The sequence below is a fragment of the Sporosarcina sp. GTC18466 genome (assembly GCF_055389225.1).
Genome location: NZ_AP044037.1, coordinates 1,447,899 through 1,461,599 on the forward strand (window position 1 = coordinate 1,447,899; position 13,701 = coordinate 1,461,599).

10 protein-coding genes are annotated in these 13,701 nt (G+C 49.3%); 3 read left to right on the forward strand and 7 right to left on the reverse strand.

Annotated features, from left to right (window positions below):
* Nucleotides 1-214: 214 nt before the first annotated feature.
* Nucleotides 215-1,942: a phospho-sugar mutase gene (locus ACZ5FK_RS07025; protein ID WP_464807183.1), complete on the reverse strand. Its 1,728-nt coding sequence runs from the start codon at nucleotides 1,940-1,942 to the stop codon at nucleotides 215-217.
* A gap of 1,039 nt (nucleotides 1,943-2,981) precedes the next feature.
* Here ACZ5FK_RS07025 and ACZ5FK_RS07030 point away from each other — a divergent pair.
* The 3 genes from ACZ5FK_RS07030 to ACZ5FK_RS07040 all read left to right on the forward strand — a co-directional run bounded on the left by ACZ5FK_RS07030 (nucleotide 2,982) and on the right by ACZ5FK_RS07040 (nucleotide 7,062).
* Nucleotides 2,982-4,382 carry a TcaA NTF2-like domain-containing protein gene (locus tag ACZ5FK_RS07030; RefSeq protein ID WP_464807184.1) on the forward strand — a complete coding sequence of 467 codons (1,401 nt, stop codon included), beginning with the start codon at nucleotides 2,982-2,984 and terminating at the stop codon, nucleotides 4,380-4,382.
* A gap of 20 nt (nucleotides 4,383-4,402) precedes the next feature.
* On the forward strand, nucleotides 4,403-5,191 hold the full coding sequence (locus ACZ5FK_RS07035) for a hypothetical protein (protein WP_464807185.1): 789 nt from the start codon (nucleotides 4,403-4,405) through the stop codon (nucleotides 5,189-5,191).
* Nucleotides 5,192-5,307: 116 nt separating this feature from the next.
* Nucleotides 5,308-7,062 (forward strand): TcaA NTF2-like domain-containing protein, encoded by a 1,755-nt coding sequence (locus ACZ5FK_RS07040; protein ID WP_464807186.1) that lies wholly within the window; start codon nucleotides 5,308-5,310, stop codon nucleotides 7,060-7,062.
* 65 nt (nucleotides 7,063-7,127) lie between these two features.
* Here ACZ5FK_RS07040 and ACZ5FK_RS07045 read toward each other — a convergent pair whose 3' ends face one another.
* From ACZ5FK_RS07045 to ACZ5FK_RS07070, 6 genes are all read right to left on the reverse strand, one after another.
* Complete coding sequence (locus ACZ5FK_RS07045; protein WP_464807187.1) at nucleotides 7,128-7,322, reverse strand: hypothetical protein; 195 nt, start codon at nucleotides 7,320-7,322, stop codon at nucleotides 7,128-7,130.
* Nucleotides 7,319-7,471: a hypothetical protein gene (locus ACZ5FK_RS07050; RefSeq protein ID WP_464807188.1), complete on the reverse strand. Its 153-nt coding sequence runs from the start codon at nucleotides 7,469-7,471 to the stop codon at nucleotides 7,319-7,321. Before ACZ5FK_RS07050 ends, ACZ5FK_RS07045 begins: the two co-directional genes overlap by 4 nt.
* A gap of 307 nt (nucleotides 7,472-7,778) precedes the next feature.
* Complete coding sequence (locus tag ACZ5FK_RS07055) at nucleotides 7,779-9,254, reverse strand: tetratricopeptide repeat-containing diguanylate cyclase (RefSeq protein WP_464807189.1); 1,476 nt, start codon at nucleotides 9,252-9,254, stop codon at nucleotides 7,779-7,781.
* A gap of 230 nt (nucleotides 9,255-9,484) precedes the next feature.
* Nucleotides 9,485-10,060, reverse strand: coding sequence for a competence protein ComK (locus ACZ5FK_RS07060; RefSeq protein ID WP_464807190.1), 576 nt, complete (start codon nucleotides 10,058-10,060; stop codon nucleotides 9,485-9,487).
* A gap of 186 nt (nucleotides 10,061-10,246) precedes the next feature.
* Complete coding sequence (gene pcp, locus ACZ5FK_RS07065; RefSeq protein ID WP_464807191.1) at nucleotides 10,247-10,843, reverse strand: pyroglutamyl-peptidase I; 597 nt, start codon at nucleotides 10,841-10,843, stop codon at nucleotides 10,247-10,249.
* Nucleotides 10,840-13,695, reverse strand: a complete 2,856-nt coding sequence (locus ACZ5FK_RS07070; protein WP_464807192.1) for a M14 family metallopeptidase — start codon at nucleotides 13,693-13,695, stop codon at nucleotides 10,840-10,842. The genes pcp and ACZ5FK_RS07070 overlap by 4 nt, the downstream gene beginning before the upstream one ends.
* Nucleotides 13,696-13,701: the final 6 nt, after the last annotated feature.

The window sequence follows — 13,701 nt, forward strand, 5'->3', positions numbered from 1 at the left end:
ATCTCAAAATGATAGTTTGACGCCTTTTCTCCATATTTATCTTCATTTTGCCTCTTAATGCTCATTTTCTCGAATTTTTAGTTTGCTCTCTTTTAGCCCTGTTGTCCCTCTTCTCTACGTGGCTAGAGTAGTAAGTCCGGACGGCTGTAATGTGCCAAGGCCCAAGCCAGATTGATCGCTATCCATACTCTTGATCTCTATATATTGCGCCCTCCTAGTGCTTCACTTCAAGCCGGTTAAAGATCGAATCGACCGCGCTCTTCAGTTTCTGCTCTGCTTCTAATTCCGTTTTGCCCTTCACCTGGAAGTAGAACTTACATTTTGGCTCCGTTCCAGATGGCCGTATGCAGATCGATGAGCCGTCTTCTAGCCAATATTTCACTGCGTCCGTAAGCGGCAGTCCTATTGAGTATCGCTCGCCCGTCATCTGGTTGATGCGAGCGCCAATCGAATAATCATCTAGCGCTACGATTACCACACCATTGACAGAGGTAAGGGGTTCATGCCTGAAATCGTCCATGATCCTCGCGATCTGTTCCGCCCCGTCTTTCCCTTCCATCGTGATGAACTTGGTCGCTTCTTGATAATAGCCAAATTCCTCATACAGCCCTTCCAGCACATCCAGCAGCGTCTTCCCTTGCTTCTTGTAGGTCGAAGCTGCTTCCGAGACGAGCAGTGCCGCCTGGATGGCGTCTTTGTCCCGGACGAGGTCGCTGATAAGGTAGCCGTAGCTCTCTTCGAACCCAAAGAGGAAAGTGTGTTCACCCGTCTTGCTGAACTCTTCGATCCGTTCAGCAATATATTTGAATCCGGTTAACGTATCAATTGTCTTAACGCTGTATTTATCCGCAATCGCCCGGGCAAGTTCCGTCGTGACGATCGTTTTCAGCATGACGCCGTTAGCCGGAAGTTCTCCTTTGCTTGCCTTCTGCTCCAGCAAGTAATGAAGCATAAGAGCCCCTGCCTGGTTGCCTGTGAGCAGCGCATAGCCGCCCTTGCCGTCATTCACCGCGACGCCGAGCCGGTCCGCGTCCGGGTCTGTCGCAAGGAGGATGTCCGTATTACGCTGTGCTCCATGCTGGATAGCAAGCCGGAATGCATCCGCCTCTTCCGGGTTCGGCGATTTGACCGTCGAGAAGTCCGGATCCGGGAAACATTGTTCGATGACGTACTGCACATCCGTGTAGCCGTATGTATCGAACGCCGCTTGCATGAGCTTCGTGCCCGTCCCGTGCAGCGCCGTGTAGACGATGGACAGGTCATCATGCGTCATGCCTTCCTGCTGCTGCACGGACTGTAGCGCCTGGATATACGCCGTATCGACATTTGTCCGGATATACGTGAGCAGCTCGTCTTTCTCCAGCTCGTCAAGCGTCGCCGTTTTGATATTCCATGGCTCCCCTGCTTCCTCGATATGCCCGATCACTTCATCCGCGGCAACCGGCGTGAGCTGTGCACCGTCTTCCCCATATACTTTCAGCCCGTTATATTCAGGGGGGTTATGGCTCGCCGTGATCATGACACCCGCGAACGCATTCAGGTAACGCACGGCGAATGAAAGGACAGGCGTCGGCCGGATCCCTTCGAACAGGTAGATCTGGATCCCTTGGGCCCCTGCCGTCTTCGCAATCTCGCGTGCAAATTCGAACGACATATGGCGTGAGTCGCAAGCGATGACGAGTCCGCGGACTTTCGCTTCCTCCCCGTATTCTGCGATATAGCGAGCAATGCCGTAAGCCGCTTTCCGTACAGTGTAGACGTTCAGCCGGTTTGTGCCTGGGCCGATGATGCCTCGCATGCCGCCTGTGCCGAATTCAAGGTCCTTATAGAAACTATCTTCCATCCGTTTCTCATTCGCTTGGTACTGAAGCAATTCGATATATAGGGGATCAGTTTTTGGTACATTCACCAGCCATCTGTTCATTCTGTCTTTCCAAGTCATGGGCGATGTTCCTTTCTGGCGAGACTGCCCGCCGGGTGTTCGTTGCCGGGTACAGCAATAATGATCTGTACGTCTTTCAGGAGTTTCATATCTCCCAATTTCGTCTTCACTTCCACTGATTCACTATAAAAATAGAGTACACTTTCAAATCATAGAACTGATCATATTTTCGAGGGGAACGAACGAATCGGCAAATCCATCCATCGAGGGCCGATGCAGGAATTCTCTACGTTCAACTGCACCCTGAATACGAGGGTCAGTGTGTACGGTTCATGCTGCTTAGCGGTGTCGAGCTCAATCAACGCTATATCAAGCGCTGTTGAAAATCGCCCACCGCTATACAAAGATGACTGTAATTGCTATACGCGTTGCTGACGATATTGAATTGGACAAGTTCCTGCTCGAGGAACAGATCCATCGTATTGAACGCCTCCATGTGTCAACAAGGCAAATGCAGGACGCTGTAATATTGATATATGCCCTCAAGATCGACTTATGATCATCTGCCAGAAATCCTTCATCCAACAAAACTTCCCCTGTCTGATCGTTTCTTTGTATTTATCTTCCGCTCACAATCAAGTCACATTCTGCTGTAAAGCAATCAATTCAACTTTATTCATGAAGATGCACCTCAATACTTTAATGAATTTTTAAAATTACAGTAACACAATTGCATAGATTTCTGGATGATTCCCCACGGAAAATTCATGCACAGTACTTAATACTTTTATGAGATAGTTCAAACTTGCTAAGTACAGTCCTGAACCTGCATATTCTACTCTTGCTATTACTAAGATGGTATAGCGCTGGCAAGCTGAATCAAATTACACTCTAATCCCCACAATACACGCTCACACTCCCCTTCATATCTAAGCATATCTATGCATAACAATTGTTTTATACAAGAAGAATCATCCTCAATACTTATAGATATATTGAATCAAAACCACCTTGACAAATAATCTAATATACTCACTCTATTATTCCTATCCCATATCTTGTATACTGGAATTTAACAATTTAGAAAGGAGTATACATCATGCTGTTTTGCAAAAATTGTGGTCAGCAAAACAAGAAGGATACCGGCTTCTGCACAAACTGCGGGCAGGCTCTTCAGGATGAAAGCGTTCCCATTTCTCATTCAGCGCCGCCACCTGCAGCACAGCCAGCACCTGCACCAACACCTAAGAAACCCCGCAAACCGATGGGGCTCTTGCAGAAGATCCTTTTATCGGCAGCAGGCCTTGTTGCCATCGCAGCTATCATCACCCACCTGTTCTTGAGCAATCATTACGATCCAGCTAACAAAATCGAAGCGATGAACGAGGCGTACAACAACCAGGACAAAGAGGCCTTCTTCCGTGCTTTCCATTTCAAGAAAGGGACCGTGGCGGATGCCCCCAACTTCTATGCGGCCATCAACGAGCATGGCTGGACGAATCTCCGAAGGGAGCTGACCGAGGAAGTCGAGAAGATCAAGAGGAAAGAGCATACCGATATTATTTATAACGAAGGGGAATTCATCTCCCTGCATAAAAATCCTATTCTTTTCGGCTTATACCATGACGTCACGTTCACGGTCATCCCTACTGAAGTATGGATCCAGGCCCCTTATGCCGGCATGGCATTCACCTTTGACGGAAATGAAGTAGTCAGCGGGCAGGAAGATGAAGAGATGTATATCGGCGATTACATCCCTGGTACATACGAATGGTCCTACTTGTATAAAGATGGGGTGATGCCGGTTGCCGGAAAGGGTTCTACTGTCATCCGCAACAATTATGACAACTCGGTTCTGGTAGATGTCGATTGGAATTTCACCAGCATTGCAGTCGCCTCTGACGTGGAAGATGCCATTGTGTACGTCGGCGGCAAATCGACCGGAAAGACAGTCAGCGAGCTGGACGTTCTCTTCCCTGCGCAGATCAATCCTGACCTAGAGATCTTTGCGGTATCCAAGGACAAAGATGGAAACGAAGTGAAGTCGGATATCCTCCAGTTATCCAGCGATTCCATCTACCTCCCTTTCGAGCATTTCCGGCAGGAGCAGAGATTGACGGAGCGGAAAGAACAGGTCCAGGATGTTTACAGACAATTCCGTTCTGACTTTTCAACAGCGATCTACTATGCGGACTTCCGCTATATCGACGATTACTTTGAAGACGGGAGCAAGATTAAAAAAGATTATGCGAAGTTCGTCGTCGATCATAACGAGATACCCGGCTATTCCTATGACTTCTTGCTCAATGATATTACCTCGGTCGAGGCGGTTTCCGCCGATGAATATGTGCTGAGATCACTCGAGACGTTCAATTTCTCGTCCAACACGGATGGGGCCCTTCATTATGAGCGGACGAAAGAGTATGTATTCACTTATAGAGGCGATGAAATCTTTATCGAAAAGATCACCGACTTGGATACAAAGAAAACAAAATACTGATTCAAAGGAGAATGTCTACTATGAAATCTTGTGAAACATGCGGCCACACGCAGAACGACGGGAATTTTTGTGGGAAATGCGGAGGAAGGATGGCAGGCCAGCCGCATGCAGCGACTCCGCCAGATCTTGAATCGGCAGCTTCAGTCCAGCAAGCGCAGCCAGTACAGCCAGCGCCTCCTGTGCAAAACAGTGAACAGATCGACAAGCTCAAACGTGAGTCACGGGCGTATTTCTCATATTTCATGCAGCAGCTGAAGACACCTTCTGTTCCGTCAGATCAAAAGAATAGCTTCATCAGCATTGCTCTGTATGTAATATTGACCGCAATCGCCCTCTATACACTAATCAAGAGTATCATAGGGAACTCCATCCTCGGATATATGGATATGGGACCATCTTTCTTCCAAGTATTCTTCTACGGAGCACTCGTCTTCCTGATCATGATCGGAATCAGTGCTGTCGCTGTGTTCCTGACATCGAAGTTATTCTCGGAAAATTTGAAGTTCACCGATGTGATCACAAAGTTTGGCGGGTACTACGGGTTGCCGATCGTCCTATCACTTGCAGGCGTTCTGCTCGGACTCTTAAAATCATACACGGTTGCCTCCCTTCTCATTTACCTTGGGGTAGCCATTGCGTTCGGTGTCATTCCGATTTTCGTGATGATCCGGCAGCTGAGCTTGAAATCCAAAGGGCTTGACAGCTTTTATGCCTACTTGTTCTATATGGTCGTCACAGTTGTCCTCGGGGCAATCGTCGGGCTGTTCATGATGGACTCGTTCCTTGGGGAATTAATGAGTTACCTATAATACTAGAGAAACCGCCTGGCACCCTAGGCGGTTTTGAAATTATTTCACCAGTTCACCTGTATTTTACGGACTAACTGGAAGGGATAATTGATTAACGGATGGGAGACAGATGATAAATGAAACGATTTTGTACAGAATGCGGGAAACCGGCAGATGCGCAAGATATCATCTGCACAGAATGCGGCGTGCGGCTCCCCGTGGCGGCTCCTGGGTCAGAACCCCAATCAGCGCCTAGACAGCCGTTATCCACGAAGAAAAAAGTATTGTACGGACTTATCGGCTTTGTCGCTATACTTGTGATCGGCTTCAGCATATGGGCCAATCAATACTACTCCGAAGAGGCAGTCCAAAAACGTTTTGATGACGCCTTAGTGGAAAAAGACCCTTTGAAACTAAGTAAAGTGACCGTGCGGGAAGATGCACAGCCGCTTAGCAACAAAGAAGCAGAATCTTTCCTGCGGCTGGCCAAGCAGGAGAAAAAGACAGCTCTTCGTACGCTTTTCGAAGTCGTTCCAAACGGTAAGGCATTCGGAATCTATCCAAAGCACGCCGTCAAGGTGATTGACCAGTATGCGGAAATCGCAGGAGAAACGGATGGTATCAGCTTTCACATTGATGGAAGTGAAATGCCGGCATGGAGGGATCGTCATGGCGCTTCCATGCTAGGTCCCTTCTCCCCGGGTATTTACCAGGTGACCGCAGAATTCGCAAGTGAATATGGAAGCGCCTCCTCCACTCAGGAGCTGATACTGGCTGACCCGGACAGTGATGCGGTTTGGCTGCAGACGGAGCTGGACATTGGCAATGCCTCTTTTGAAATGCAGGACTGGAACCAATACGCAGCCTTCAACCCGTGGATACAAATCGGAGACTCGCGGATCGCCTTCCAGGATGAAGGAACAACCGAAGAAATTGGCCCCCTTGTATTGAACGGATCACAGACTGTAAAAGTCGGCATCCAATTGCCTTGGGGAGAAATGTTTTCCGATCCCTATCCAGTCGAAGGCTATTGGAATGAGGTACAGCCAGCAATCCTGGACGAGAAGCAGATTGATGATGTCCTCTCTGTCCTGGCTTTGTACGGGGATGAATATGCAAAAATGCTGGCGGAACACTCCGCAGACAAACTGACGACCGTATCCAAAGACTATCGATCGTCGCTTGCGAGCATGATTGATGACTATCAACAAGAAGGATATTACTTCACCGGCAGTTTCAACTCGGCCGCCATTGACAGGAAGACGATCTTCCCGACGCCAGAAGGAATCCGAGTGCTCACAGAACTCCATTACAAGTCGGATTTCCATGATCTCGGGGAAGCACCAGAGCTAGAGGAAGGATTCAATACATGCCTAGCGGATCTTCAGTATTCTGAAGGCGACTCGAACTGGGCGATAACCAATTGTGAATCGGTGAATCACTTCTACTATGATATTACAGATGAGAAGAATGGAGCTGGCGTCGTCTACGCACCTTCCGGAAAACGTGTGGCAGCTGCTCAAAGCAAGAAGCTGGAAGAAGAATTAGAGGAGTTCATGTATCATTTCACGGAAAAAAGTGTCGCGGCCATCAATGCGCGCGACTTCTCTATCGTAGAATCTTATATTACGGAAGAGGGACCACGCAGGAAAGAGGCAAAAGACTATATTGATTATCTTGAATCTAAGGGAATCACGGAACGGTTGCTTTCCTTGGAACTGGAGAAGGTAGAGGATTTACAGAATGGCACCTATCGGGTAACCACACTTGATGAATTCGATATTCACCGTACAGACGGCACAGTTACAAAAAAGTTCCGGACGGTCACTTTAGTCAAACAAGTGGATGGCCAATTCTTGGTCAATGAGCTAGTTTCCACGAAGGAAATCTGATGGCACTAGCTTATCCCCCAACAAACCCAAACAGCCTGCTGATCCACAGCAGGCTGCTTTTTCTATCAATACTTCGTCACAAACACATCACTATCAAACTTCGCCTGAATCCCCTGCAAATTTGTCACAGGAGAAAACCTGTCATACACTAGCCGCACGCGGACATCCAAGTGGTTTGCCAGCAGATTGACCGGCGCAGTTGTCGCTCCTAATCTTTCGACACGTAGGTTGCAGAGACATCCTTGGCTTGCTCGGTTCATACACCTGCTAAAATCGACATCTCGCCCAGCGCCTTGCTGAACGCCTTTTCGAGCGTCTCGATAAACACTATCCACTTCTTCGGGCTGTTGTTTCTGACATTATAGACCGCATGCTGTACATCCTTTCTAGCTGATGCCCGGGCAGCCACTCGATTCCATCGACAATGTCATTATCGAGGACCTTGATCCCTTCGTTTGCAAGGTACTTGTCCGTAAAGCCGAAATACTCTGGTTAAACTGCCCGTCGGTGTACTGGTTCATGACGGGTACGGCCATAATGATGCTGCGTTGCGCACTATGTCTGTACCTGGCACCACAAGGCGTTCCCCTAGTCCTCCTTGACACTGTTGCAGGTTGCTTTTTTCATAGCCCGGTTTCTCAATCCATGTGAACACATTCGCCTCATCCTGCTCGATGCCGAATGGTCTGACGGGGTGACAACAAACAGAAAAGCGCTCATCGCTCCTGCTTGCTGGAGATAGTAGACGAGACAGTCGAATTAATATCAAAAAGGCCTGACTCTAAGTTATCGGCCAACTCAATCCGGTTCTTCCCCGCCTGCTTGGCTTGATACAGCGCCATGTCCGCTTCATGGAAGAGCTCCTCGAACGTTGCAATCTCTCCATGCCGGTTGTCCGCGATGCCAATGCTGCAAGTGATCGGCAGGTGCCTGCCGTCCGCCTCGATGCATAGTTCCCGGATAGCTCCATTTAGCTGCTGTGCTTTTTTGCGACCATCTTCAAGTGTCATGCGACGAAGGAAGATGACGAATTCATCGCCTCCGAACCGTCCCATCAAATCTGTGCTGCGAAGCCGGCTTTTGCACGCGTCCGCCATTTTCCTAATCACATCGTCCCCGATAAGATGGCCATAGGTGTCGTTGATCAGCTTCAGATTATCGAGATCCAGCGCAATGCAGATGATGTTTTCCCGGGATTCCTTGGCTTTATCCATCCATTCGTCCGCAACTGTCTCCATGTACCTGCGATTGTAGAGGCCCGTCAAGTAATCGAGGTGGACTTTCCGTTCCATTTCAGCGAGACTATGCTTCACTTCCATTCTCGCGACGGTCATCGCTATCTCATGTTCCCGAATATCCTGAAGCAATTTAATGTACTCTGTCTGTACTTTATAGCCTAGTTCAACGTCTCCGGTCAATTGGCAAAGTTCCATCCGCTTCTCCTGCACGTCTTTCAGGAGTTTCGTATCCCCCAGTTCCTTCGCTGCTTCCACCGATTCACTATACGCATGGAGTGCATCTTCATGTCTGCCGATAGCTGTCAGAAAGCGCCCTTTCAAATCTAAGAACTGGGCTTGTTCTCGAGGGAACGAGTGAAGCGGCAATCTGTTCATCTCTTCAATCACCTGTTCCGCCTTCTCGAACTGCCGGAGGCCAATGTAGGAACTCGCGACATTCAATTGCACCCTGAATAAGAGGATAGGTGTGTATGGCTCATGCTGTTTAGCGGTGTCGAGCCCTTTCAACGCTTTATCAAGTGCTGTTTGAAAATCGCCAACTGTTATACAAAGATGACTGTAATTGCTATACGCGTTGCTGACGATATTGAAATGGCCAAGTTCCTGACCAAGAGAAATCGTCTTCCGTAGCGTCTCTTTCGCCTTTTCATAATCCTTGTTATGCTCATACAGCAGGAACATAACATTAAACCCATTCAGTTGGTCTGCGTCATCGCCATGCTCCGTCACCTGCTCGAGGAACAGATCCATCGTATTGAACGCCTCTGATATATCACCAAGGCAGTAGTAGGACACTGTAATATTGATATATGCCGTCAGTATCGACCTATGATCATCTGCCAGAAATCCTTCATCCAACAAAAGCTGCCCCTGTTCGATCGTTTCTCTATATTTCCCTTCCGCCCGCAATAAAGTCACATTCTGCTGTAAAGCAATCAATTCATCCTTGTTCATGAAGATGCACCTCTATAGCTTTAATTAGTTCTTTTTTCATACTATATAAAAGTTTGTTAAAACTATAGTAACACAATTCCCTAGGTTTTGGAATGATTACCCATGGAAAATCCACTGGCTCTTTTACACATTAGTCCACTGAAGTCGTGACTGCCTATTCTCATCGGAGGGGGTCACAGTTTGCGGAAAACATCGCAGGTTGTGGTTATTCAATTAGCAAGGGGACAAGCTCACCCCTTTTTCTTACGGCCATCACGACGGATCAGAATAGTATGGTCCATGCGCTCTTTTAGTTGAGTGGTTCTATTTCGTTCGCATGGCCGGCGCACTTGTTCCAGCATCCACCGCGTCCGGTGCTGAACTTCACAGCGTAGCGTGCAGGCACGAGTAGACCACATCTTGAATGAAGATAGAGGAATGTCCGCGGTGACATAGCTTCCGTCCAAGAGCCAAACCTTTGTACTTTTCCCGCAGGCTTCAAACTCCGAGATATGATACAGGTCGAACCACAAGCATTTCTCACTCGCGGCAGCAGCTGTCGAGAACATATAAATATCCAGCTTTTCATTGACCACAATTGGCGGCAACTCGATATTTTCCCCAAGGATGTCACATGAACCTTTCTTGGCGCTGTGCAGACTAGAATCGTAGCGGCACACCGTAGCATCCAAAATCTCTTCCGGCCAGCCTTCCAAAACGACTGTGCTGTGTCTGCCAATTACTATCGTATATATATACCCCTCCCTGAACATGGTAGAAAGCACCATATCATTCCTATCGAGTATATTTCGATTGTGCAACCTCATCCTGTTCCCATCCCCCGTCATCTTTTTCTATCTTACGTTTTCGTAGTGAACAGAGTATACTATCCCTATGAATTGGTTCACTCCAATCTGTCTCCTCAGGTGATGCTATGATGGATAAGAAGAGTCTTCGCAAACAAAGGAAAGGGGCCGTTCCATTTATTGGAGCGACCCCTTTATCTTTTCTTATCACAAATTCTGCAGGCAGATGCGCACTCCTTTTACCAGATCTTCCAAAGACCAGCTCGGCAGGCGCTTATTAATCAAGGCCAATTCGTGGGAAGCCGGGATGTGGATAAATCCTGCTCTGTACGGCCTTCCCTCTTTTTGCGCTTTGTTCAAGGCGGCGTACATGATATTGTTGCACAGATAAGTTCCTGCGGTGTTTGAGATCTCTGCCGGCAGTCCCTCTTCCTGCAGCCGGTCGACCATCTTTCTGACCGGAAGCGTCGTCAGAATGCCATCCGGACCGTCCGGATCAATCGGTTCATCCAGCGGTGTATATCCGTTGTTATCCGGTTCTCCGTCTTTTACATTGATGGCAATCCGCTCCGGTGTAATCTTGAACCGGCCTGCGGCGAGCCCCAGCATGATGACCGCGTCCGGTTTTGTCCGATCGATAGCGGCTAATACTGCCGCTTCTGACTGGTTAAAATCCACCGGCAAGATCTCAGTCATGATCTCCAGCCCCGGGACCCCTTCCTTCGCAATGGCTTTGACGACCTCCTCCGTCGGATTGATCGGGTTATCCAGGAACGGGACAAAGCCTGTCAATAAAACTTTCATCTGTTCATTCCCCCTTGTCCAATTGAATCGATCAGCTGCATCGGCCGTTCGCGGCAAGTTCCTGCCTGCCGCTTGCCCGACTGTGCCACTTGTTCAATGATGGCTGCATTAAATACTTTCTGCGCGTTGACACAGGAATCGAGGACATCGTCGTAAACGATTTCATCGGCGGCTTCTGTGATGATATCTGCAGCAATCCAGTCTGGGTATCTCCCTATACTGAAATAGGAATCCGGACCTGTGTGGATCTCTTCATAATAAAAATTCAGATGCCCCGCTTCTTCTAGCAGGAATATATCCGGCAGCCAGTCATTTCCATACTTTTTGAAACGCTCCCGCCAGTATTTATTCAATTCAGCGACAGGCGTCTTCCCGATTTCGTCACTGACCACCTCTGTGATCGCTTTGAAATTCAGGGTCTGGACCGGGTAGCTTGCCGACTGCGGCACCCGGCCGATTCCGTACATTTTGGCGCTTGGCAAGAAGTAGGACACCGGGAACCGGGGTGGGCTGTTATAGCCCGCAAACGGTTGCACCCATTCATGGGAAGGGATGCCGTGGTCATCGACAATCACATCAGGCGCCCACTTGCGCAGCAGTTCAGGCATAACATTTCCTTCGCCGAACACTGAATCCTGGAAGCGCACGTAGGAGAATTCGAGACCTACCGCATTGAACCGTGCAGCATGATGCTTCCACTCCGGATGTTCCGCCATCAACCGTTTCAATAACTGGTAGCCGTCCACATTGGCAAGCGGGATGACGACAATATTGACAGCCTTCAACTGCTCCGCTGTAAAACTCTCCATCAGTTCCACGACAGCGAACGTGCTCGATACTTCATTCGAATGATGGCCGGCTTCCAGTATGACCGTCGGCTTTTGCAGCGTCATTTTGAGGCTGGATTCAAACTCTTCGTCAGTCGGCAGATAGCATTCTACGACAGGAATCTGAATCCCGCGGAACGACTCGGCAGGGACAACCGCCTTGAACGGGCACTTTTTGAGGAATGCTTCCACTCTGGGGTGGACATGCGCTGAATGCACCTTGTAATCCCGGACCGGAATCGTCATTCTTATGCCGTCCCTCACTGCATGTACGCTTTGCAGTCCCAATACCGGATCGAAGAGGATCCGGTCTGTACGCACAGTGGGAATCGATTTGTTCTCAAACCGATAGACTTTCACAACAGCCCTAGGTTCGTCTTCCTCGGTCAAATGCATGAACGGCAGGACTCCGCCAGGCGCGTAGAACGGCTTGCCTTCCGCCTCCTCGCCCCACTTGGCAAAGTAGTCGAGCGTATTAAAGTACAGATCTTCGTGCAAGGCCTCTAGTGATGACACCCGTTCTTCGTCAAGGCCCAGCTTTCTCTCGCTTTCTTTCATCCACACATCGATTTCGATACGGTCGAAGAATGGGATCGTATGACCCTGACCGGGTTCGTACTCTTGGACTTCGCGTTTTACAGCAGGGAGCACCTCTTGCAGATAGAAGGAATAAAAGGATGCCCTAGAACTGTCAAAAAGTTCCGTGGTCCGCCCGCCGTCCGTCAGCAAAAGTTCGACTGCCACTGTCGAAGGATAAGCATAGTTCTCGCCATCCACGTAATCGATCCGTTTGACCGGCACATCCAGCCTCCCGATTTCCAGCCGCATTCCGTCCTTCTCTCCGTACACGATGTACGTCGCCTCCTGATCCGTTGTGCAATCAAAAACGACGCGATTCCGGTCCATATGCCATTCCCGCTCGATCAGCAGATCGACAGGATATATTTCCTGGATCCAGCGAATTGGAAGCTCCAGTCCGTTTGGCAAATCGTCTTCCCTGACGGAGATCAGTACCTTCTCAAACGGCTCGGCCTGAAATTTAGGAATCAGTTCCTCTTCCAGCCAATGAAATGCCGTCTTAAATGCCGAGCGGACCGTGATGGAACGAAGTCCATAATCTGATGCCCACTGCTTTTTCAGCGATTCCCGTGCAGCCAGGTCTTTCGAGATATAAATGGAGGCTTCTTCGATACGTCCTTTGTATCGCTCGAGGACTTCTTCGATCTGTTCCTGCTCACTGCGTCCTTCCCACTCAAATTCCAACATGACGTCATCCTGAAATTCCTGGCGCTTCAATTCTTCTGTCCATAAGCCGAAGCTGCCGCCTTCGCTCCAGTGCCTGGCGCGGCTGACTGCCCGGATCAAGCCGGGGATCTCCTCCCGCTTGCCGCATAGAACGAGCCTGTTGTCAGCTGCCAGCTGCAGTTCGGCGTCTTGGTCCGTCTCCTCGATCGCCAGGCTCACTTTGGCAGACCTGCGATCACGCCACGGCAGGACGAACTGCGTCGACAGCAAGGAAGCGCGGGCAATCAGCTCACAAAGAGCCATGCCTGTCTTCATGGACAGACCTTTATCCGCATGAACGCCGAGACTGAGTTCCAGGTACGGCGATGCCTCGAAGCTGCGGCCGAATCCCGCGAATGTCCAAACATCCCCCAGGCACTTCACTTCAGGAATCAGCGCATCCGGCCTCGAGACAGCCCCTTTTTCTGCCAGCTCAGACAGCAGGTGATCCAGCTCGTCTTCTGTCCTATAGGTGATCAGGATATTGTTGCCGTCCACGTCCACAGCAGCAGAGTCGCTCTTTTTCCAGGACAGCCGCATGTTCTGATTCGCTCCTTCAAAAAAATTGAAGGAGAGGGCCGTCGTCTCATGACCGACCCTTGCAAAAAAATCTAACAGCCCAGGCGGAAAGTATTCATTCTCCGGGTCCACGAAGAGAGAGATCCCGTCGATGACACCATCTGCATTCTTATCGACGAGGATACCGTCCGTCGACCAGATTTTTTCCATCCATTCGTTCATCTCCAT

Bases quoted from the DNA above. Each gene is read 5' to 3' on its own strand.
- ACZ5FK_RS07025 (WP_464807183.1), bottom strand. From the start codon at position 1,942: ATGACTTGGAAAGACAGAATGAACAGATGGCTGGTGAATGTACCAAAA.
- ACZ5FK_RS07030 (WP_464807184.1), top strand. From the start codon at position 2,982: ATGCTGTTTTGCAAAAATTGTGGTCAGCAAAACAAGAAGGATACCGGC.
- ACZ5FK_RS07035 (WP_464807185.1), top strand. From the start codon at position 4,403: ATGAAATCTTGTGAAACATGCGGCCACACGCAGAACGACGGGAATTTT.
- ACZ5FK_RS07040 (WP_464807186.1), top strand. From the start codon at position 5,308: ATGAAACGATTTTGTACAGAATGCGGGAAACCGGCAGATGCGCAAGAT.
- ACZ5FK_RS07045 (WP_464807187.1), bottom strand. From the start codon at position 7,322: ATGAACCGAGCAAGCCAAGGATGTCTCTGCAACCTACGTGTCGAAAGA.
- ACZ5FK_RS07055 (WP_464807189.1), bottom strand. From the start codon at position 9,254: ATGAACAAGGATGAATTGATTGCTTTACAGCAGAATGTGACTTTATTG.
- ACZ5FK_RS07060 (WP_464807190.1), bottom strand. From the start codon at position 10,060: ATGAGGTTGCACAATCGAAATATACTCGATAGGAATGATATGGTGCTT.
- pcp (WP_464807191.1), bottom strand. From the start codon at position 10,843: ATGAAAGTTTTATTGACAGGCTTTGTCCCGTTCCTGGATAACCCGATC.
- ACZ5FK_RS07070 (WP_464807192.1), bottom strand. From the start codon at position 13,695: ATGAACGAATGGATGGAAAAAATCTGGTCGACGGACGGTATCCTCGTC.